The organism is Streptomyces sp. NPDC085481 (genome assembly GCF_044541845.1).
Classification (GTDB): Bacteria; Actinomycetota; Actinomycetes; order Streptomycetales; family Streptomycetaceae; genus Streptomyces.
This window is the reverse complement of the sequence record NZ_JBITTJ010000003.1, coordinates 168,654-186,791: the sequence shown is the minus strand read 5'-3', so window position 1 is coordinate 186,791 and position 18,138 is coordinate 168,654. Positions and strand designations below refer to the sequence as shown.

General features: G+C 74.2%; 19 protein-coding genes and 7 tRNA genes. 15 read left to right on the top strand and 11 right to left on the bottom strand.

The features are described from left to right. Positions 1-30 precede the first annotated feature (30 nt). Positions 31-849: a TrmH family RNA methyltransferase gene (locus ACIGEZ_RS09625; RefSeq protein WP_399828093.1), complete on the top strand. Its 819-nt coding sequence runs from the start codon at positions 31-33 to the stop codon at positions 847-849. Between the two features lie 67 nt (positions 850-916). On the opposite strand, the gene ACIGEZ_RS09620 is transcribed toward ACIGEZ_RS09625, so the two are convergent. Continuing rightward, on the bottom strand, positions 917-2,146 hold the full coding sequence (locus tag ACIGEZ_RS09620; RefSeq protein ID WP_399828090.1) for a serine/threonine-protein kinase: 1,230 nt from the start codon (positions 2,144-2,146) through the stop codon (positions 917-919). 644 nt (positions 2,147-2,790) lie between these two features. On the opposite strand from ACIGEZ_RS09620, the gene ACIGEZ_RS09615 reads away from it, so the two are divergent. The 3 genes from ACIGEZ_RS09615 (at position 2,791) to ACIGEZ_RS09605 (ending at position 4,545) form a co-directional block, all read left to right on the top strand. Beyond that, positions 2,791-2,958, top strand: a complete 168-nt coding sequence (locus ACIGEZ_RS09615) for a hypothetical protein (RefSeq protein WP_399828088.1) — start codon at positions 2,791-2,793, stop codon at positions 2,956-2,958. A 254-nt stretch (positions 2,959-3,212) separates the two neighbouring features. Beyond that, positions 3,213-4,229: an aminoglycoside phosphotransferase family protein gene (locus tag ACIGEZ_RS09610; RefSeq protein WP_399828085.1), complete on the top strand. Its 1,017-nt coding sequence runs from the start codon at positions 3,213-3,215 to the stop codon at positions 4,227-4,229. Positions 4,230-4,269: 40 nt separating this feature from the next. Beyond that, positions 4,270-4,545 carry a zf-TFIIB domain-containing protein gene (locus ACIGEZ_RS09605; protein ID WP_399828083.1) on the top strand — a complete coding sequence of 92 codons (276 nt, stop codon included), beginning with the start codon at positions 4,270-4,272 and terminating at the stop codon, positions 4,543-4,545. A 137-nt stretch (positions 4,546-4,682) separates the two neighbouring features. On the opposite strand, the gene ACIGEZ_RS09600 is transcribed toward ACIGEZ_RS09605, so the two are convergent. From ACIGEZ_RS09600 to ACIGEZ_RS09580, 5 genes are all read right to left on the bottom strand, one after another. After that, positions 4,683-4,757: transfer RNA gene (locus ACIGEZ_RS09600), tRNA-Val, on the bottom strand. A gap of 35 nt (positions 4,758-4,792) precedes the next feature. Further along, positions 4,793-4,864: transfer RNA gene (locus ACIGEZ_RS09595), tRNA-Val, on the bottom strand. A 34-nt stretch (positions 4,865-4,898) separates the two neighbouring features. Next, positions 4,899-4,970: transfer RNA gene (locus ACIGEZ_RS09590), tRNA-Val, on the bottom strand. A 1-nt stretch (position 4,971) separates the two neighbouring features. Then, positions 4,972-5,045 (bottom strand) — tRNA-Cys (locus ACIGEZ_RS09585). A 39-nt stretch (positions 5,046-5,084) separates the two neighbouring features. Then, positions 5,085-5,157, bottom strand: a tRNA-Gly gene (locus ACIGEZ_RS09580). Between the two features lie 245 nt (positions 5,158-5,402). Between ACIGEZ_RS09580 and ACIGEZ_RS09575 the strand changes: the two genes are divergently transcribed. The 3 genes from ACIGEZ_RS09575 to ACIGEZ_RS09565 all read left to right on the top strand — a co-directional run bounded on the left by ACIGEZ_RS09575 (position 5,403) and on the right by ACIGEZ_RS09565 (position 8,240). Next, on the top strand, positions 5,403-6,467 hold the full coding sequence (locus ACIGEZ_RS09575; RefSeq protein WP_399828081.1) for a chorismate-binding protein: 1,065 nt from the start codon (positions 5,403-5,405) through the stop codon (positions 6,465-6,467). After that, on the top strand, positions 6,464-7,294 hold the full coding sequence (locus ACIGEZ_RS09570; RefSeq protein WP_399828079.1) for an aminotransferase class IV: 831 nt from the start codon (positions 6,464-6,466) through the stop codon (positions 7,292-7,294). Before ACIGEZ_RS09575 ends, ACIGEZ_RS09570 begins: the two co-directional genes overlap by 4 nt. Positions 7,295-7,403: 109 nt before the next feature. After that, positions 7,404-8,240 carry a GNAT family N-acetyltransferase gene (locus tag ACIGEZ_RS09565; RefSeq protein ID WP_399828076.1) on the top strand — a complete coding sequence of 279 codons (837 nt, stop codon included), beginning with the start codon at positions 7,404-7,406 and terminating at the stop codon, positions 8,238-8,240. Between the two features lie 105 nt (positions 8,241-8,345). Here ACIGEZ_RS09565 and ACIGEZ_RS09560 read toward each other — a convergent pair whose 3' ends face one another. Then, positions 8,346-8,858, bottom strand: a complete 513-nt coding sequence (locus ACIGEZ_RS09560; protein ID WP_399828073.1) for a DsbA family protein — start codon at positions 8,856-8,858, stop codon at positions 8,346-8,348. A gap of 135 nt (positions 8,859-8,993) precedes the next feature. On the opposite strand from ACIGEZ_RS09560, the gene ACIGEZ_RS09555 reads away from it, so the two are divergent. Beyond that, positions 8,994-9,419, top strand: a complete 426-nt coding sequence (locus tag ACIGEZ_RS09555; RefSeq protein ID WP_399827978.1) for a hypothetical protein — start codon at positions 8,994-8,996, stop codon at positions 9,417-9,419. A gap of 133 nt (positions 9,420-9,552) precedes the next feature. Continuing rightward, positions 9,553-9,744, top strand: a complete 192-nt coding sequence (locus tag ACIGEZ_RS09550) for a hypothetical protein (protein WP_399827975.1) — start codon at positions 9,553-9,555, stop codon at positions 9,742-9,744. Between the two features lie 70 nt (positions 9,745-9,814). Here the strand turns inward: ACIGEZ_RS09550 and ACIGEZ_RS09545 are convergent, their stop codons facing one another. Further along, positions 9,815-10,372, bottom strand: a complete 558-nt coding sequence (locus ACIGEZ_RS09545) for a CGNR zinc finger domain-containing protein (RefSeq protein ID WP_399827972.1) — start codon at positions 10,370-10,372, stop codon at positions 9,815-9,817. A 191-nt stretch (positions 10,373-10,563) separates the two neighbouring features. Then, positions 10,564-10,977: an SsgA family sporulation/cell division regulator gene (locus ACIGEZ_RS09540; protein WP_015032345.1), complete on the bottom strand. Its 414-nt coding sequence runs from the start codon at positions 10,975-10,977 to the stop codon at positions 10,564-10,566. 200 nt (positions 10,978-11,177) lie between these two features. On the opposite strand from ACIGEZ_RS09540, the gene ACIGEZ_RS09535 reads away from it, so the two are divergent. After that, a complete protein-coding gene (locus ACIGEZ_RS09535) occupies positions 11,178-11,624 on the top strand; it encodes a TIGR02611 family protein (RefSeq protein ID WP_399827970.1) in 447 nt (148 codons plus the stop codon). Between the two features lie 54 nt (positions 11,625-11,678). Further along, a tRNA-Val gene (locus ACIGEZ_RS09530) sits at positions 11,679-11,753 on the top strand. 70 nt (positions 11,754-11,823) lie between these two features. Here the strand turns inward: ACIGEZ_RS09530 and ACIGEZ_RS09525 are convergent. Beyond that, positions 11,824-14,514, bottom strand: a complete 2,691-nt coding sequence (locus tag ACIGEZ_RS09525) for an SCO7613 C-terminal domain-containing membrane protein (protein ID WP_399827967.1) — start codon at positions 14,512-14,514, stop codon at positions 11,824-11,826. A gap of 82 nt (positions 14,515-14,596) precedes the next feature. On the opposite strand from ACIGEZ_RS09525, the gene ACIGEZ_RS09520 reads away from it, so the two are divergent. After that, positions 14,597-15,061 carry an SRPBCC family protein gene (locus tag ACIGEZ_RS09520; RefSeq protein WP_399827964.1) on the top strand — a complete coding sequence of 155 codons (465 nt, stop codon included), beginning with the start codon at positions 14,597-14,599 and terminating at the stop codon, positions 15,059-15,061. A 39-nt stretch (positions 15,062-15,100) separates the two neighbouring features. Beyond that, positions 15,101-15,172: transfer RNA gene (locus ACIGEZ_RS09515), tRNA-Val, on the top strand. A gap of 81 nt (positions 15,173-15,253) precedes the next feature. Here ACIGEZ_RS09515 and ACIGEZ_RS09510 read toward each other — a convergent pair. Next, positions 15,254-15,982, bottom strand: a complete 729-nt coding sequence (locus ACIGEZ_RS09510; protein WP_399827962.1) for a 3'-5' exonuclease — start codon at positions 15,980-15,982, stop codon at positions 15,254-15,256. Between the two features lie 120 nt (positions 15,983-16,102). Here ACIGEZ_RS09510 and ACIGEZ_RS09505 point away from each other — a divergent pair, with 120 nt between their 5' ends. Next, positions 16,103-16,675, top strand: a complete 573-nt coding sequence (locus ACIGEZ_RS09505; RefSeq protein ID WP_399827959.1) for a DUF4365 domain-containing protein — start codon at positions 16,103-16,105, stop codon at positions 16,673-16,675. Beyond that, a complete protein-coding gene (locus tag ACIGEZ_RS09500; RefSeq protein WP_399827957.1) occupies positions 16,675-18,054 on the top strand; it encodes a hypothetical protein in 1,380 nt (459 codons plus the stop codon). Before ACIGEZ_RS09505 ends, ACIGEZ_RS09500 begins: the two co-directional genes overlap by 1 nt. The last annotated feature ends 84 nt before the right edge of the window (positions 18,055-18,138 follow it).

Sequence of the window (18,138 nt, the reverse complement as noted above, 5' to 3'; positions counted from 1 at the left end):
ACCACTCCCCGGACAAGGCAGTATCACCCCGTGGCCGAACTCATCACGATCGACGACCCCGACGACCCGCGCCTGCGGGACTACACCGGACTGACCGACGTCGAGCTCCGCCGCAGACGCGAGCCGGCCGAGGGTCTGTTCATCGCGGAGGGCGAGAAGGTGATCCGCCGCGCCAAGCAGGCGGGGTACGAGATGCGGTCGATGCTGCTGTCGGCGAAGTGGGTCGACGTCATGCGCGACGTGATCGACGAGGTCCCGGCGCCGGTGTACGCGGTGCAGCCGGACCTCGCGGAGCGGGTCACGGGCTACCACGTGCACAGGGGCGCGCTCGCGTCCATGCAGCGCAAGCCGCTGCCGGACGCGACGGAGCTGCTGGGCAGGGCCCGCCGGGTCGCGGTGATGGAGTCGGTAAACGACCACACCAACATCGGCGCGATCTTCCGCAGCGCCGCGGCGCTCGGCATGGACGCGGTGCTGCTGTCCCCGGACTGCGCGGACCCGCTGTACCGCCGCTCGGTGAAGGTCTCGATGGGCGCGGTGTTCTCGGTCCCGTACGCCCGCCTCGACACATGGCCGCGCGGCCTGGAGGCGGTACGGGAGGCGGGCTTCAAGCTGTTCGCGCTCACCCCGGCCGAGCGGGCCACGTCGATCGACGAGGCGGCGCCGCACCGGCTGGACCGGGTCGCGCTGATGCTCGGCGCGGAGGGTGAAGGCCTGTCGACGCAGGCGTTGCGCGCCGCGGACGAGTGGGTCCGCATCCCCATGGCGCACGGGGTGGATTCGCTGAACGTGGGCGCGGCGGCTGCGGTGGCCTTCTACGCGGTGACGAGCGGCCGCCCGCAGGCGTAGTCCAGCGGCCGCCCGCAGGCATGAGGCGGGCGTGCGGCCTGACGGTTACCGGCCGGGGCCCACCCGGTCACCCCTGAAGCGCCTGAAGGGCCGCGATCCCCAGCGCGACCACCAGCGTCACCACGACGAAGACGAAGAGCCGCTGCCGCAGCAGCCGGGGGTTGGCGGGACGCCGCCCGGTGGAGGTGGACCGCGTACCGGGCCGTGCCCCGGGCCGGGACTGCGAGGCCCGCGAGCCCCCGCCGGTCCGCGGCGAGGAGGGCCGCGACGTGGACGGCCGCCCGGCTCCGGGGCGGTTCTGCCCCCCGGTAGGCCGCTCACCGCCCCACTCGCTCCCCCTCCCGGTGGTCCGCTCGGTGTACCGCTCCGTCATCCTGCTCGTGTCGCGCCCCGATTCCCGACCGGTATCCCGCCCGGTGTCCCGCTCCTCGACCCGCTCCCTTTGAACCGGCGGCCGGGCGGCGGCGGGCAGCCCCTGCGCCTCGCGGGCGGCGATCTCCTTGAGCCGCATCGACAGCTGAAGGGTGCTGGGACGTTCCTCCGGGTCCTTCGCGAGGCATGCCCGTACGAGCGGAGCCAGCGCGTCCGGTACGCCGTGCAGCTGGGGCTCCTCGTGGACGACCCGGTAGAGCATGACCTCCGAACTGCCGTGTCCGAACGGGGAGTCGCCCATGGCCGCGTACGCGAGGGTGGCGCCCAGCGAGAAGACGTCGGTCGCGGGGGTGACGGCCGCACCGCGCACCTGCTCGGGGGCCAGGAAGCCGGGGGAGCCGACCGCGGTGCCGACGTGCGTGAGGGTGCTGGCCCCGGTGGCCCAGGCGATGCCGAAGTCGATGATGCGGGGGCCCTTGGGGGAGAGCAGGATGTTCGAGGGCTTGAGGTCCCGGTGGACGACCCCGGCCTCGTGGACGGCGACGAGGCCCTCGGACAGGGCGGCGCCGATGGCGGCCACGTCGGACGCCCGCAGCGGCCCTTCCTCGGCGACCCGGTCGTGCAGCGAGGGCCCGGGGACGTACTGGGTCGCGAACCAGGGGCGCTCGGCCTCCAGGTCGGCGGCGACGAGCCGGGCGGTGCAGCCGCCGCGGATCCGGCGGGCGGCGGAGACCTCACGGGCGAACCGGGACCGGAACTCCTGGTCCTCGGCGAGGTCCGGCCGGATCACCTTGAGGGCGACCCGCTGCCCGCGCCGGTCGGACCCGAGGTACACGACCCCCATTCCGCCGGCGCCCAGCCTGCGGTGGAGCCGGAACGACCCGACGATCCGCGGGTCCTCGCGCCGGAGCCGCATCATCGCCATGTCCGTCCCCTCGTCCGTTCGACGTGGCACAGCTTACGTAAGGCCGCCCCGGCGCGCTCACAGGCCGCGCCCTCGCGGTCGCATCGATTGTCAGTGCTGAGGGGGACACTTGAGAGGCAGTCAGCCAAACCAGTCGCCAACACCCCCTCGTACCAACCAGGTTGGCGATCACCGAACACCCACCCCGCCCCCACCGCACCCTTCCCCACCCGACGTGAGCGACGTCACGCCCCACCCCACCCCCCACCGCGCACCGCACCCCACCCCGCACCGCACCCCCACCCCGCATCCCCCACCCCGCACCGCACCCCCCACCCCGCACCGCACCCCCCACCCCGCACCCGGACCCGGACCCGGAACCGGCTCCCGGACCACCCCACCCTGCATCCCTCACCCCCGCACCCCCGCACCCCGGACCCTCGCCCACACCCTTAGGGAAGACCCCGGGCCCTGGGGGACCCGTCTCCACCCTGGGGAGTACGCCAACCGGATGGTCGTCATCCTCTCGGAGGCCCGGAAGTCGGTACGCGGGCATGACGCCCGGGCCGCCGGCGCTGCCTAGATTTGAAGTCGAGCGGCGGGTGCAGCACTCGTCCCCCGAGGTCACCGCACCCGCCGCCTTCAGACACGACAGGAGAGGAACCATGGCGTACTCGGCCCCGCGGATCACCACCCGCCCTTCCGGCCGCCGTCACCCCTTGGTGGCGACCGCCATGGTCCTCCCTCTCGCGGCCCTGCTCGTGGTCGTCTTCGGCGGCTGGGATGCGGTGGTCACACAGGCGTCGTCCGTGGGTGTGATGCTGGGGCGCTGAGCGGCGCCCCGGACCCGGGAGAGCGGCCCGGGTCAGGGACATCCGGCCAAGAAACCCCGTGGGGACGGGGGTGCGGCGGACGGCAGCGTGCGGCCGGTCAGCTGGGGAGCTGACCGGCCCTCGCGCTTTCCCGGGGCCGCATCCTTGGGCCGCTTCCCGGGGCCCCAGGCCGTCCACCGCGTGCACGGCGCCTCCAGCCGGCGGGCACGCGGGCTCCCCGCTCGCCGCCTGCCGGCCCCGCGTAGGCTCCCCGCGTGGACGACTCCTCCCTCCTCCCGCTGCACGCCCTCGCCCGCGCGACCGCGCACCCGGCCGGGCCCGACGGCCCGTGCCCCTGCACGGTCGGCCTGCTGGCGGACCGGGACGACGGCACGGTCGTACGGCACGGTGGCCTCGTCCTGAAGTCGCACGCGCCCGGCAGTGACACGGCGGAGCTGCGGGCCCGGGTCGAGACGGCGGCCCTGCCGGACCTCGCGGAGGTCCTGCTGCCGCCGCTGCCGGGGCCCAGGACGGCCGTCGACGGGCGCCTGGTGACCGGCTGGCCGTACGGCACCCCGGTCGACCCGGCCGATCCGGAGTCGGCGCCCTGGGAGGAGGCGGGCCGGCTGCTCGCCCTGCTGCACCGCACCCCGGCCCCGCCGGGGCTCCCGGCCATGCGGGCGCCCGTGAAGGCGGCCCTGGCCGTGGACCGCATGCGCCGTACCGCGCCGGACCACCCGGCGACGGCCACGGTTCTGCGTGCCTGGCAGGGCCTCCAGGCCCCGGACGGGGCCGCCCCCGCCGGCTCCCGAGGCCTCTGCCACGGCGACTTCCACCTGGGCCAACTGGTCCGGCTCACGCGCCCCGCCGCCGACCCCGACCCCACCCCCGCCCCGCCCTGGCGCCTGATCGACGTCGACGACCTGGGCCTGGGCGACCAGGTCTGGGACCTGGCCCGCCCCGCCGCCTGGTTCGCGGCCGGACTCCTGCCGCCGGAGGTCTGGTCACGCTTCCTGGGCGCGTACGAGGCAGCCGGCGGCCCGGCCACGGCGACTCCGGCGACGGTGGGCCCGGAAACGGCCCCCGCCCTCGCCGCCACCACCCCGACTCCCGACCCCTGGCCCCGCCTGGACCTCCCCGCCCGCGCCCTGACCGTCCAGACCGCGGCGCTCGCCCTCGCCAAGTCCACCGCCGAGGGCCGCCCGCTGGACGAGGTGGAAGAGGTGATGATCGACACCTGCGCCCGAATCGCCTCGCTCCGAACCGAGTTGGCTCCACCGGCGTCCACGTAGGGTGAGAGCACCATCCGAACGGCAGGGAGTTGAGCCGAGCATGCAGTGTCCCAAGTGTCACGCGCCCATGCACACGTACAACCGCAACGGCATCCAGATCGAGCAGTGCAGCGGCTGCCGCGGCATATTCCTGGACTACGGCGAGCTGGAGGCCCTGACCCGCCTGGAGTCGCAGTGGGTCCAGCAGGCCCCGCCGCCGCAGGCCTACCCGGCGCAGCCGGCCGCCCCGGCCTGGGGCGCGCCGCAGCACGGCGGTCACCACGGTCACCATGGCGGTCACCACCGCGGCTTCGGCCGGATGCTCTTCTCCTCCTGAGCGGACGCCGGGCGGGCTCACCCCGGGCCCGCCACCGGCGCCACGCACGTCGCACCACGCGCGACGCAGGCCTCGTGAACGACGACGCCCGGCAACGACGAAGCCCCCGACCGCTCTCGCGGCCGGGGGCTCGTTGATGGTGCGCGATACTGGGATTGAACCAGTGACCTCTTCCGTGTCAGGGAAGCGCTCTCCCGCTGAGCTAATCGCGCGGGACGACCCGAAGGTCCGGGACCCGAAGGTCCAGTGCGCGATACTGGGATTGAACCAGTGACCTCTTCCGTGTCAGGGAAGCGCTCTCCCGCTGAGCTAATCGCGCGGGGGATCCGAAGACCCAGGACCCGAAGGTCCAGTGGACGATACTGGGATTGAACCAGTGACCTCTTCCGTGTCAGGGAAGCGCTCTCCCGCTGAGCTAATCGTCCTTGGAGGTGGAGACGGGATTTGAACCCGTGTAGACGGCTTTGCAGGCCGTTGCCTCGCCTCTCGGCCACTCCACCAGGAGTGAATACAGGGGTTCGGGAAGATCCCCCACATCGAGCGGACGACGAGATTCGAACTCGCGACCCTCACCTTGGCAAGGTGATGCTCTACCAACTGAGCCACGTCCGCTTGTCGTTTCCGTTCCGCTTGCGCGTCCCGGCGACGTGTTGAACTCTAGCGGATTCCTGGGCCAGTACAAAAACGCGTTTCCGCAGCGTGCTGACCTGCAGCCCCGCCCAGGCATCCGGGAGCGTTCGTACGCCGTTCACTCCACGTGTTCCTCAGGTGGCTCCCAGAAGGCTCGCAGAACGCTCCCAGCCGCCCCGTGACTACGTCCCCGTCCCGTCCGACCCACCCCACCTAGACTCACCATCGTGCACACCCTCGCTCCTCTGGCCCGCTTCGGCGGCCTCCTCGCCACTGACCTGCGGGACGTCACCCACGATCCCGAGGCACTGGACTCCGCCGGCTTCTGGGCCGTCTGCGCCGACTTCGAGGGCCGTCTCACCTGCGCCCGCTTCGGCGACGTGCGGCCCGACCCGGTCCCCGCGCCGGTCCCCGGGCCCGGGCCGGGTGCCTGGCACGGGCCCGCGGCCGGCGACTGGACGTCGTCGCTCGACCGCGCGGCGTACACCGAGGGCGTGCGTCGCGTGCGCGAGCACATCGCCCGCGGTGAGGTCTATCAGGCCAATCTCTGCCGGGTGATGTCCGCGCCGCTGCCCGACCCGGCCACGGCCGACGTCGACGCGCTCACCGCCCTCCTCGCGCGCGGCAACCCCGCCCCGTACGCGGGAACGATCCGGCTGCCCGCGCACGGCGTGGAGATCGCCACCGCATCTCCCGAGCTCTTCCTGCGGCGCGAGGGCGCGCGGGTCACCTCGGGGCCGATCAAGGGCACCGGTCGCACCGCCGCCGACCTGCTGCCCAAGGACCACGCCGAGAACGTGATGATCGTCGACCTGGTCCGCAACGACCTCGGGCGGGTCTGTGAGACCGGTACCGTCTCCGTCCCCGCCCTGTGCGCCGTCGAGGAGCATCCGGGCCTGGTCCATCTCGTCTCAGCCGTCAGCGGTCTGCTCCGCGAGGACGCGGGCTGGCCGGAGCTGCTCGCGGCGACCTTCCCGCCCGGCTCCGTGACCGGCGCTCCCAAGTCGAGCGCCCTGCGGATCATCGAGGCCCTGGAGACCGCCCCGCGCGGCCCCTACTGCGGCGGCATCGGCTGGGTCGACGCCGACGCGGGCACCGCGGAGCTCGCCGTCGGCATACGCACCTTCTGGATCGACCGGCCGGCGGGCATGCTGCGCTTCGGCACCGGAGCCGGCATCACCTGGGGCTCGGACCCCGAGCGGGAGTGGGCGGAGACCGAACTGAAGGCGTCCCGCCTGGTCGCGATAGCGTCGGGCGCGTACGAGGCGAGCGGAAAGGCCATATCTCGATGAAACTCTGGGTCAACGGCGCACTGCACGAGGCCGAGACCGCGCTGGTGTCCGTCCTGGACCACGGTCTTACCGTCGGCGACGGCGTCTTCGAGACGGTCAAGGCCGAGCGCGGCGAGACCTTCGCCCTCACCCTGCACCTGGAGCGGCTCACCCGCTCCGCCCGCGGTCTCGGGCTGCCCGACCCGGACCTCGACGAGGTCCGCCGCGCCTGCGCCGCAGTCCTCGCGGCGAACCCGATGGAGCTCGGCAGGCTTCGCATCACCTACACCGGCGGCCTGTCCCCGCTCGGCTCCGAGCGCGGTGACGCCGGCACCAGCCTGGTCGTGGGCGTCGGCGAGACGAGCCGGCGGCCGGACTCGACCGCGGTGATCACCGTCCCCTGGACCCGCAACGAGCGCGGCGCGCTCACGGGCCTGAAGACCACCTCGTACGCGGAGAACGTCGTCGCCCTCGCCCGGGCGCGCGAGTGGGGTGGCTCGGAGGCGCTGTTCGCCAACACCGTCGGACAGCTCTGCGAGGGCACCGGCTCGAACGTCTTCGTGGTGATCGACGGCCGCATCCACACGCCGCCGGTCTCCTCCGGCTGCCTCGCGGGCATCACGCGGGCGCTGACCGTGGAGTGGACGGGTGCGGAGGAGACGGACCTTCCGCTGGAGGTCCTGGAGACCGCCGACGAGATCTTCCTGACCTCGACCCTGCGCGATGTCCAGGCCGTGCACCGGGTGAACGGCCGGGACCTCGGCGGGACGCCGGGTCCGGTCACCGCCAAGGCCATGCGGATCTTCGACGAGCGGGCGGCCCAGGACCGGGATCCGCGGCTCGCGTAAGGGGCGTCGCGGGCTCGCGCGGGGCCGGCGAGGGGCTCGCGTACGGCGGGTCGGGCGCGCTGCGTAAATCGGGATGACGGGTGGCCTCCCGGCGGGTAGAACACCCGTGATGACCACCACCCTGCGGCCCTCAGAGCCGCTTCAGAAGTCCGCCGACGGCGGCCGTTCGCGCACGTACGACATCTGTGTGAACAGCCGCCGGGTCGGCTCCGTCCACCTCACCACCGACGCGTCCTTCGGCCCCGCCCTGGGTGTGATCGAGGGCCTGCGGGTCGACGAGCCGGACCGCGGGCGTGGCCGGGGCACGGTGGCGGCGCTCGCCTCCGAGGAGGTGCTGCGGAGCTGGGGCTGCCGCGAGGTGCGGATCTCGGTGCCCACGGGCGAGGCGGCCGCCCTGCGGATGGCGGAGTCGCTCGGCTACACCGAGCGCAGCCGGAACATGCTCAAGGAGCTGGCGGCCGAGCCTCCCCGGCTGCCGGAGGGCTTCGCGTACCGCGCGATGACCGAGGAGGAGTTCGCCGAGTGGTCGGCACGGACCAGGGACGCCTTCGCGCAGAGCTGGATCGAGCGCGGAGTGCCGGAGGACCAGGCCCGTGCCAAGGCCGAGGACAGTCACCGCCGCTTCCTCCCGCAGGGGCTCGCGACGCCGGGTGCCCGTGTGGACGTGGCCGTACGGGACGGGCAGGTCGTCGGCTGTCTGTGGACCGGTCCGATCGAGCTGGAGCCGGGCCGGTGGACCGGTTTCGTGTACGAGGTGGAGGTCGCCGAGGAGCAGCGCGGGAACGGCTACGGCCGGGCGTTGATGCTGCTCGCCGAGCGGGTCTCGCTGGAGGCCGGGGAGCGCCTGCTCGGACTGCACGTCTTCGCGGGCAACACCCCGGCGATCCGGCTCTACGAGTCGCTGGGCTATCGCACGACCTGCCTCAACAGCTCCAAGCCGCTGTAGGGGTGGGCGGCACGGGGCGTTCAAGGGACACGGGGTGTCCAAGGGACACGGGGTGTCCAAGGGACACGGGGTGTCCAAGGGACACGGGGTGTCCAAGGGACATGCCTAGCCCTTGAGCAGGCGGTCGGCGATCTCCTCGATCCGCTCGCGCAGGCCGTCCTGGCTCTGGCCGCCGTCGAGCCGCTCGCCGTCGATGACGTAGGTCGGGGTGCCGGTGACCTTGATCGCCTTGCCCTCGGCCTCGTCCGCGTCGACCGTCAGCAGGTGCCGGCCGTCGATCAAGGCGGTGTCGAACTCCTCGGCGTCCAGGCCGAGTTCGCGTGCCACGTCGAGGAGCACCGGCTCGCCGCGCTCGCCGAGCTCCGCGGTCCTGGCGAGCAGCGCCTCGGCGTACGGCCAGCCCTTGCCCTGGTCGGCGGCCTCCTCCGCGGCCTGGGCGGCGGCGTACGCGTGCTTGTGCTTGGCCAGCGGGAAGTGGCGCAGCTGTACGTCGAGGCGCTCGCCGTACTTCTCGCGCAGCGCGCGCACGTCGTCGAGGGCCTTGAAGCAGTCGGGGCACTGCAGGTCGAACCAGGCTTCAAGGACGACGGGGGAGGCGGGGGCGGTGGACTCACTCATGGGAAGAGTCTCCCATCCGCGGGTCCCTGGGGGACGACCCGGAGATCTCCCTGATGCGGTTGCCGGGCATGGCCGCGAGGGGCCGGGGCGGTGCAGGATGGAAGGGACGTATCGCCCGGGACCAGGAGGACCGCCATGATCGCCGAGACCATCTGCTCCGCGGTGTCCGCGGCGGGCCTGGGCATCGCCGCGATCACGGCGTACCGCAAGCGGTTCCTGTCCGCGGCCCGGATCGCCGCCTACGCCCTCGTGCCGCTCGGCCTGGTGATGACGGGCGCCGTGGAGTGGCTGGCGGAGACGGCGTTCAGCCCGGTCGCCTGGGCCGGCTTCGGCGTGCTCGGCGCGGCCTGGCTGCTCTTCTCGTCGACGCGGGCGATCGAGCGCCGCAGGGCGGGCAGGAAGGAGACGACCCAGGCCGGGAGCCCGGAGGCCGTCGCGCCCGCCGCGTCCGCGCCGTCGCTCGGCGCGGGCCAGCGCGGGACGAGCGCCGGGCCGAAGGCGAAGGCGGGCGACGAGGACTTCAGCGACATCGAGGCGATTCTGAAGAAGCACGGAATATGACCGGGATCCGACGGTGATCTGACCGCTTCTGACGGTTCTCGTTCCCGGCGTCCACGGGATGGAGTGAACGGGCCCGGTCCTCGGGTGTGTTGCGTGATCTTCGGGGTGCGCCGTGCGCGATCATCCCCCCGAGATGCTGGATACCTCGCGGGACCCCGCCGCCCCCGTCCCCACCGCCGCCCCCGTCACCACCCCCGGCGCGACCGCCACCGAAGAGCCGCGCGGCTGTCTCTTCGCGCTCTCGCAGCCGCCGCTGATGATCTTCCTCGCGGTGATCGGCGGCCTGCTGCTGATGGCCGCCCTGCACGACCTGTTCCTGTTGTGAGACGTGCCGTGCGGTGAGCCCAGTCGTGCGGTGAGATCCCGCGCCGAGAGGCCCGACGGGCCCGGCGGGCTCAGCCCGCGGCTTCCTTGCGGCGGGCCCGGTAGGCCGCGACATGGAGGCGGTTGCCGCAGGTCCGGCTGTCGCAGTAGCGGCGGGAGCGGTTGCGGGAGAGGTCGACGAAGGCCCGGCCGCAGTCCGGGGCCTCGCAGCGGCGCAGCCGTTCCTGCTCGCCGCCCACGATGATGAACGCGAGCGCCATGCCGCAGTCGGCGCCCAGGTGGTCGGCCACCGAGGCGCCCGGCGCGAAGTAGTGCACGTGCCAGTCGTAGCCGTCGTGGTCGGTGAGCTGCGGCGTCGTGCCGGCGGCCGCCACCAGCTGGTTGATCAGGGTGGCCGCGATGTGGGCGTCGGGGGCGGAGAAGACGGCGATGAACCGGTCGCGCACGTCCCGCACGGCCTTGAGGTCGTCCGCGTCGAGCTCGCCCACGTCGCTGATCTTGTGGGCGTGCACGAAGGAACGCAGCGCCTCCAGGTCCGCGAGCTCGTCCTCGCGGTCGCCCTGCGCGGCGGTGTTCATCAGATCGACGACGGTGTCGAGGGCGATCCGGGTGTCGTGGGGGATCAGCACGATGCGCTCCCTGGCCGGCCGCGGGCGGGCGCCCGCGGAATGGCGCTGACTCTAGCGCGACCCGGAAACGGGCACCGGCGCCTCCCACCGCGCCGGCTGCGCGGTGGGAGGCGCCGATGACCTGGTTATGCGGCTGCCCGCGCGGCGCCGTCGCCCCGAGTCGGACGGCGCCGTGCGGCTATGGGCCTGGCTCAGCTGTCGGCCAGGATGTGGGAGAGCTCCGTATCGAGGTCGAAGTGCCGGTGCTCGGTGCCAGGCGGCACGGCGGCGTCGGTCCGCTTCAGGAACGACTCCAGGGCCCTCGCCGGGGCCTCGAGCAGGGCTTCGCCCTCGGGGGAGCTCAGCGCGATGCAGACGACTCCCTGGCCGTGGCTACGGGACGGCCAGACGCGGACGTCGCCCGTGCCGGTGGGCCGGTGCAGCCCCTCGGCGAGAAGGTCGCGGGCGAAGACCCACTCGACCGTCTCCTCGGCTCCGGTGTGGAAGGTGGCGTGCACGGCATACGGATCGGCCGTGTCATACCGCAGGCCCGCGGGTACAGGCAGTGAGGACTCGCTCGACACAACGAGGCGCAGGTGCAGCTCGCAGCTGACCGTGGTGTTCATAAGCGCCAGGGCCTTTCGCTCAGTGTGCGCTCGGGGATTCGCACGTCGGCGAAATCGACATGCCACCTACGGTGCCGTTGTAAACCCCTCTGTCTGTTTTGTGATCGTTCAGGTAGCTCGTATGGGCGCGTGTGACTTGCGGTAATACGGCCATTCCGGCCGTCCGCGCCCGGGCCGCGCCGGTCCGGTAAGTTGGGCCCATGAATGCGGAGAGTGACGAGCGCACCGGGGAGTCCGCGGCGAGCGGGGAGAGCGGCCCGGAGAAGAACGACGAGGCGCCCCTGGGGTCCCGCGCCCCCGAGTTCATCAAGGCCCGCCGGACCCTGCACCTGAGCTGGCAGGTCGGCGTCTTCATCGTCGGACTCGCCGTGGTCGGCGCCGGCATCGTGATGCTGCCGCTGCCCGGCCCCGGCTGGCTGGTGATCTTCGGCGGCATGGCGATCTGGGCGACCGAGTTCGTCTGGGCCCAGCTGGTGCTCCGCTGGACCAAGCGAAAGGTCACCGAGGCGGCCCAGCGCGCCCTCGACCCCAAGGTCCGGCGGCGGAACATCATCCTCACGACGATCGGCCTCGTGATCATCGCCGTACTGCTCGGCGTCTACCTCTGGAAGTTCGGCTTCGTGATGCCGTGGAAGATCCACGAGTGACCCGGAAGTGGTGCGGGAGCCCCGCTGACATGGGGTAATGTTTGCGGTGCGCCCGGGCGATTAGCTCAGTGGGAGAGCGCTTCGTTCACACCGAAGAGGTCACTGGTTCGAACCCAGTATCGCCCACCACCCGGACCGAAGGCCCGGAGACGACCACCGTCTCCGGGCCTTCGGCGTACCGCCCCGAGGGGCCGTCGCGTCACCGCATCCGGCCGAGCCGTTCCCGCAGCCGGCGGGCGTCGCGCAACCGCTGTTCGTACGTCGCGCCCACCGCGAGCAGCAGCAGCCCGGCCAGGGCCGGCGGCAGCCAGCGCGGCAGCGCGCCCACGGCCTGTACGACGTACGGCGCGAGCTCGTGCAGCCCGTCCAGGGCGAGCACGGCGCCACCGAGCAGCAACAGGGCCTGGAGCCGGTACCGGGCGCCGAGCAGCGTCACCGCGAGCGCCGCGAGCCCCAGGAGCAGCGGCCGCACCCAGTCCGGGTCCGTCCAGGCCGCGAACAGGCTCGGCACCAGCGTCGCCGCGAGGCCCGGCCCGTACGCCGTCCAGGACGAGGCCTCAGGGTCGCGGCGCCGCCGCAGCAGGCCCACGACGAGGGCCGGGACGGTCACCGGCAGCGTGTACGCCTCCGGTGTCGTGACCTCCCAGACCGCCAGCCGCACCCAGGTGGCCAGCAGGAACAGCGCCGCCGCGAGCCACGAGACCACGGGCCGCCGCTCCGGCCGTACCGCCGTCGCCGCGGCGATCACGCCACCGAGGGCGAGCGCGAGCGCCAGCAGGGCGGGGCGCTGCACCGTGAGCCCCAGCGCGCAGAGCCCCACCGCAGCGCCAGTGCCCTCCACGGGGACCGCCACCGGGTGCCGTCGCAGCCGCGCCCCGACGGCGGCGGTCCCGGCGGGCACGCTCAGCAGCGCGAGCCCGCACACCGCCACCCCCGCCTGCGCGGCCGCGGCCCCGGCACCGACCATCCCGGCCACCGCGAGCACCGCACCGCAGGCCCCGATGACCCGCCGCCCGCCGCCCGCGAGCCAGGCGACGCCGGCGAACAGCGCGGCCAGCACCCCGAGCACGGCGAACGTCGCAGCCCGCGTGTCCAGGCCCAGCGCCAAAGCCCCGAGCCCGGACCCGAGCCCGCAGGCGAGCGCCGACCATCCGACGACCGCCGACGGGTCCACGCTCCGCGCGACCACGGGCACGGCGCGGGGCGTCCACGCGGGCCAGGCCGTGGCTGCGCCGCTCTCACCGGCCGCGGGGGCCGGGCTCGGCGACGGTGCGACGCCGTCGTCGGTGCGGTCGGCGTTCGCGCCCGCGCCCGACGAGTACCGCGCAGCGGGCCGGGCCGTGGGCGGCGTGACTCCCGGCTGCCGGGCAGGCGCGGGCTCCGGGAGCCCGCGTGTCAGGACCGCGGGGCGCACGGCCACGGCCAGGGCCGCGACGGTCGTCAGGAGCTGGAGCGTGAGCGTCGGCGCGTACGCCAGGTCCAGGGACACCGGCAGGGCGGTGAGCAGGGACCAGAGCAGGGCCAGGAGGCCGCCGCGGGCCCACAGGCGGGGGACCGCCGCCAGCGCGACCCCCGCGAGCAGCAGCACCAGCGGGGCGGTCGCCGGGTACCCGGTCAGTACCCGCTCGGCGTGCGCCCCCGACCAGATCCCCGTCGTCCGTCCCAGCGGCCCGAGGAGACCCGCCGCCACCGGCGGCAGAGCCCAGGCGACGGCGAGTGCCAGCACACCGGCCCCCGCGACGGCGAGGCCGTGCCGCACCGGCCGGGCGGCCCCGGCCCCGGACCCGTCGCCGGGCCGGATCGAGGACGTGGCGGCGCCGGCGGGCGCGGCGGGGCCGTCGGAGCTCGCGGCGCCCGCGTCCACCGAGCCCGCCGCGCCCCGGCCCGGGGACGGCTCCCGCGTCCAGGCGGAGGCGCCCCGGCCCCACAACGCCACCGCCGCCAGGGTCACCGCGCACAGCGCGTACCCGGGCACCGCCCACGCGTCCGGCACCGCGGGCCGCAGCAGGCCGCCCGCCGCGGCGATCGTCGCCAGGCCCGCCACCGTGGCGGCGGCCGGTGCGGTCGGGGAGTGGCGCAGCGCGGCGAACAGCAGGAGCGCGGCGCAGGTCAGGAGGAGCGGGGCGGCGCGCAGCGGGGTCGTGACGGAGAGGGAGAGACCGGTCAGGAGGGCCCAGCCGCCCAGGGCGGCCGCGCCGGCGCCGGCGGTCACGCGGACCGGGAGGGGCTTCACGGCGAGGACGAGCACCAGGTCGAGGGCCGCCGTCGCCAGCGCCGCCCACGCGAGGGGCAGGACGCCGCCGCCCGCGGCCAGCACGCCCAGGGGCAGCGGCAGTTGGGCCGCGACCACTGCCGCCGGGACGGGGACGCGCAGGCGGGTGAGGGCGGAGCCGTACGCGCTCCAGGTCGCCGCGAGGACGGCGGAGGCCGCCGCCGTGTAGGACAGGCCGCCGGTGTCCGGGAGCGCCACCCGGTGGAGGGCGTACGCGTCGAGGAGGGTGAGGACCAGGCCGAGCGCGGCCACCGACTCCGCCGTGGAGGCGAGGCCCTTGCGCAGCAGCACGACCGGGGCGACGAGGGCCGCCGAGGTCACGGCGCCCAGGACGGCCGCGCGGCCGCCGATGCCCATGGAACCCCAGCTGACCAGCGTGAAGGCGACGGCCGCGATGGTCAGCAGCACCCCGCCCAGGGTGAGCAGCACGTTCTGGGCGCTGCGCGGAGCCGCCTCCGGGACCGGCCGCGCGGCCGGCGCCTGCGCGGTCACCGGCGGGTGCAGCACCCGCAGCAGCCAGTCCCGGCGGGCCAGCAACTGGGCCCGGTGGGCGTCGAGTCGGGCCAGTTCGCGGTCGACGAGCGCGAGCTCTTCCGCGGGAGGCAGGGAGGTGTCCATAGGCGGAGTGTGGCGCCGGACACAGCCGGAGGGGATGGGTGCGGATACTCAGATCCGCGTCTGAGTACCCCACACTGAAGCCATGGACTGGTGTCGCTACCGCTTCCGCAGCGTCTGGCGCCTCGCCGCCGCGCCCGCCGACGTCTACGCCGTGCTGGAACGCGGCGAGGAGTACCCCCGCTGGTGGCCCCAGGTCCGCGAGGTCGTCCCCGTCGACGAGCGCACCGGCACCGCCCGCTTCCGCTCCCTCCTGCCGTACGACCTCCTCGTCACCGCCGAGGCGCGGCGCCGCGACCCCGTCGCGGGCGTCCTGGAGATCGGACTCAGCGGGGACCTGGACGGCTGGGCCCGCTGGACCCTCACCGCCCTCCCCGACGGCGCAGGCACCCACGCCCTGTACGAGCAGGAGGTCGAGGTCCGCAGCCCGCTGATGCGCGCGCTCGCCGTCCCGGGACGGCCCGTCTTCCGCGCCAACCACGCCCTGATGATGCGCGCCGGACGCCGCGGGCTCGCCGCCCGCCTGCGTGCCTCGCCGCGGTCGGTTTGAACGAAGCCCCGAGGGGCCTGTATGGTTCAACCCGTTCCCGGGCGATTAGCTCAGCGGGAGAGCACTTCGTTCACACCGAAGGGGTCACTGGTTCGATCCCAGTATCGCCCACCGGGAGAGGCCGGTCCGTCAGATGACGGACCGGCCTCAGCCGTTTGCCGGGACGTCTCCGGCCGCCGCTCCCGCCAGCGCTCACGCCGCCGTCCGCAGTTCCGGACGCAGCGGCCACGCCGGGTCCACCGACTCCGGCGTGCCCTGCCGGGCGAACCACGCCTGCAGGCCGCGCGCCTGCGCCGCGTGCCACACCGCCTGCAGCGTGTGCAGTTCGGCCGGCGTCAGCCGCTCGAGCCGCGCCGCGAAACGCCGGCCCACCGCCCGTACGACCTCCAGGGCCGCCCGCGCGTCCGCCGCCGCGTCATGGGCGTCGTCCAGCACCACGTCGTACTGCTCGCACAGGTCCGTCAGCGTCCGGCGGCCCTTGCGGTACCGGTCCAGGTGCTTGTCCAGGACCCGCGGGTCGAGCACGCACATCGGCACGCTCTCCATGTACCGGCCCAGCGAGGAGGCACGGTGCCGGCGAAGCTCGCGGTCGAGGATCGTCAGGTCGAACGGGGCGTTCATCACCACCAAGGGGCGGCCGGACGTGCTCTGTTCGGCTATCGCCCGGGCCAGCTCCTCCATCACGGGCGACGGCCAGCGCCCGTTGCGCTGCAGGTGATCATCCGTCAGGCCGTGTACCGCGGTGGCTTCCGGCGGCACCGGGATGCCCGGATTCACCAGCCAGCGCGTCACCCGCGGGCGCATGCCCGCCGCGTCCTGGACGACGAGGGCGGCGGACACGATCCGGTCCTCCTCGACGTCGACTCCCGTGGTCTCCGTGTCGAATGCGGCCAGGGGCCCTTCATACCAGTGCGTCGTCATCCCCGAACTCCTCGCACGTGCGCGGCAGATGGCCAACCCCCTGCCCGAAACGGTGATACCCGGGCTGTTTGCACCGTACGCGGACCGGTCACAACACAGGTGACGGGGAAGGGAATCGACATGGCGCTCGCCCAGCCCGAATCGGGAGGGCTGCCGTCCCAACAGGCAGCACCGCTGCGCGGCTCGCTCGCCACCACCGCCTGCATGGAGACCCTCCAGGTCGGGTATCTCCACGCGGTCGCGGCGGCGGCGGGGTGTTCGCTGTCGCAGCCGTTTCCGGACAACGGCATCGACTGGCACGTGAGTCACGGCGCTCCCGGCCACACCGTAGACGACGAAGTCACCATCAAGGTGCAGCTCAAGTGCACCTACCAGATTCCACCGCGCACGCCCGGCTCGGCAGCGGCGTTCTCGTTCACCCTCGACAACGAGCACCTCGTGAAGCTCGCGCGGAGCCCCGTGGCGGTGCACAAGATCCTGGTCGTGATGCTCGTGCCACGGGACCGGGAGGACTGGCTGCGGGCCGGGCACGACCGGCTCGACCTGCGGCACTGCTGTTACTGGATCAACCTGGCCGGCCACCCGGTCACGGGACGGCGCAGGACCACCGTGCGCATCCCGACGACGCGGATCTTCGACGACCGGGCGCTCTGCGAGATCATGGCGCGGGTCGGCGTGGGAGGGAGACCTTGATGCACCGGCCGATCGACGAACCCGAGAACGGGGCCGGTCACGGCCCCGACCCCATGCGCCCGCCCGCCCACCCCGTACCGCACCCCTTCCACCCCCATCCCCACCCTCACCCCGCCCCCGGCGAGCTCCCCGGCCACTGGACCGGCGTCCCCGCCGCACCCGCAGCTCCCTGGGCCGACGCGGGGGAGGCGCCCGACCCCGGCCGGGTCGACCCGCGGGTCCTCGGCGCGCTGCTCGCCCGGCACGGCTGGCGGCGCCGCGGCGGGGGCGCGGGCCGCTACAGCCGCTGGTCCCCGCCGGGACCCGAGGCCGGCAGCCGCGGCACCAGCCTCCTGGTGCCGGAGAGCCGGGCCTTCCCCGACTGCGAGGACCTCATCGGCGAGGCCCTCACCGCGCTCGCCCGCAGCGGCACGCCCTCGGCCCGCGAGGTGCTCACCGGGCTCGCCGTCCCCAGCGACGAGATCCGCTGGTGGCGCGATGTGCCCCCGGGCCCGGCCGGGGCCGTGCCCTGGCCCGTGCAGGAACAGCTCAGGTCCGCCGCCCGCAGCCTGCTGCTCGCCGGTGCCCTCGCCGTCCGCGGCCGGGCCGGCTACCACGGGGCCCGGCACCGCAGGCAGGCCCAGACGTCCCTGGAGAGCGTCGTCGTCGGCGCCGTCCCGGGCGGCCGCGGCCTGACCGCGTTCCTGCCCGTCGACCCCGGGCGGGCCGTCTCCGTCCGGCTCTACCACGCCCTCTACGCCACCCGCGAGGCCGTCGACTACCAGCGGGCGACCGGCGGCATGGAGGCCTTCGACAGCGCCGTCGAGGCGGGGGTGAGCCGCGAGCTGACCGAGGCCCTCGTCGCGCTCGTGCGCGGCACCGAGGGCGCCAGCGTCGCCCTGGAGTGGTCCCCGGCCGCCGGCACCCCCGCGGGGTGCGCCGCCCGCCCCGAGCCGGTCGAGTTCTCACCCGGCGACCTGCCCGCCCTGCGCGAGGCCGGCACCCGCTACCTGGCCGGCGAACCCTCCGTACCCGTACGCATCACCGGCGCCGTCGTCCGCATGCGCCGCTCCGGCCCGCGCGGCGAGGGCACCGTACGGCTCCGGGTGCTCGCCGGCGCCGAGGTGGGCCACGTCCGGGTCACCCTCGACGAGGAGGGCTACCGCACCGCCGGCCACGCCCATCTCGTCGGGCTGCCGATCCGGGTCGTCGGCCGGCTGGAGAGCCGGGGCGGCTTCCGCCGGCTGACCGACGCGACCGGAGTCGTCCCCGTGCAGGTGGACGAGGCCGAGCGGGACCGGCTGATGAAGTCGCTCCAGGGGACCGTCGACGATGCGGACTTCTTCGAGGAGGCCTGCGGCCCCGGCGACGACCGAGAGCCGGGCACGGGCCCCGGGTAGGATCAAGGCCAGCGCGGCACCTCGTCTCTGCCGCGCACCGCCGGCGCCGGCACCTCGTGTCTGCCTGCGCCCCTATGTCATGGA

What these genes read in the sequence shown, in the direction of transcription:
- ACIGEZ_RS09505 (WP_399827959.1), top strand. Translation starts at nt 16,103, where the DNA reads ATGGCGCTCGCCCAGCCCGAATCGGGAGGGCTGCCGTCCCAACAGGCA.
- ACIGEZ_RS09570 (WP_399828079.1), top strand. Translation starts at nt 6,464, where the DNA reads ATGAAACTCTGGGTCAACGGCGCACTGCACGAGGCCGAGACCGCGCTG.
- ACIGEZ_RS09535 (WP_399827970.1), top strand. Translation starts at nt 11,178, where the DNA reads ATGAATGCGGAGAGTGACGAGCGCACCGGGGAGTCCGCGGCGAGCGGG.
- ACIGEZ_RS09620 (WP_399828090.1), bottom strand. Translation starts at nt 2,146, where the DNA reads ATGGCGATGATGCGGCTCCGGCGCGAGGACCCGCGGATCGTCGGGTCG.
- ACIGEZ_RS09500 (WP_399827957.1), top strand. Translation starts at nt 16,675, where the DNA reads ATGCACCGGCCGATCGACGAACCCGAGAACGGGGCCGGTCACGGCCCC.
- ACIGEZ_RS09550 (WP_399827975.1), top strand. Translation starts at nt 9,553, where the DNA reads ATGCTGGATACCTCGCGGGACCCCGCCGCCCCCGTCCCCACCGCCGCC.
- ACIGEZ_RS09555 (WP_399827978.1), top strand. Translation starts at nt 8,994, where the DNA reads ATGATCGCCGAGACCATCTGCTCCGCGGTGTCCGCGGCGGGCCTGGGC.
- ACIGEZ_RS09525 (WP_399827967.1), bottom strand. Translation starts at nt 14,514, where the DNA reads ATGGACACCTCCCTGCCTCCCGCGGAAGAGCTCGCGCTCGTCGACCGC.
- ACIGEZ_RS09520 (WP_399827964.1), top strand. Translation starts at nt 14,597, where the DNA reads ATGGACTGGTGTCGCTACCGCTTCCGCAGCGTCTGGCGCCTCGCCGCC.
- ACIGEZ_RS09565 (WP_399828076.1), top strand. Translation starts at nt 7,404, where the DNA reads ATGACCACCACCCTGCGGCCCTCAGAGCCGCTTCAGAAGTCCGCCGAC.
- ACIGEZ_RS09560 (WP_399828073.1), bottom strand. Translation starts at nt 8,858, where the DNA reads ATGAGTGAGTCCACCGCCCCCGCCTCCCCCGTCGTCCTTGAAGCCTGG.
- ACIGEZ_RS09605 (WP_399828083.1), top strand. Translation starts at nt 4,270, where the DNA reads ATGCAGTGTCCCAAGTGTCACGCGCCCATGCACACGTACAACCGCAAC.
- ACIGEZ_RS09540 (WP_015032345.1), bottom strand. Translation starts at nt 10,977, where the DNA reads ATGAACACCACGGTCAGCTGCGAGCTGCACCTGCGCCTCGTTGTGTCG.
- ACIGEZ_RS09615 (WP_399828088.1), top strand. Translation starts at nt 2,791, where the DNA reads ATGGCGTACTCGGCCCCGCGGATCACCACCCGCCCTTCCGGCCGCCGT.
- ACIGEZ_RS09510 (WP_399827962.1), bottom strand. Translation starts at nt 15,982, where the DNA reads ATGACGACGCACTGGTATGAAGGGCCCCTGGCCGCATTCGACACGGAG.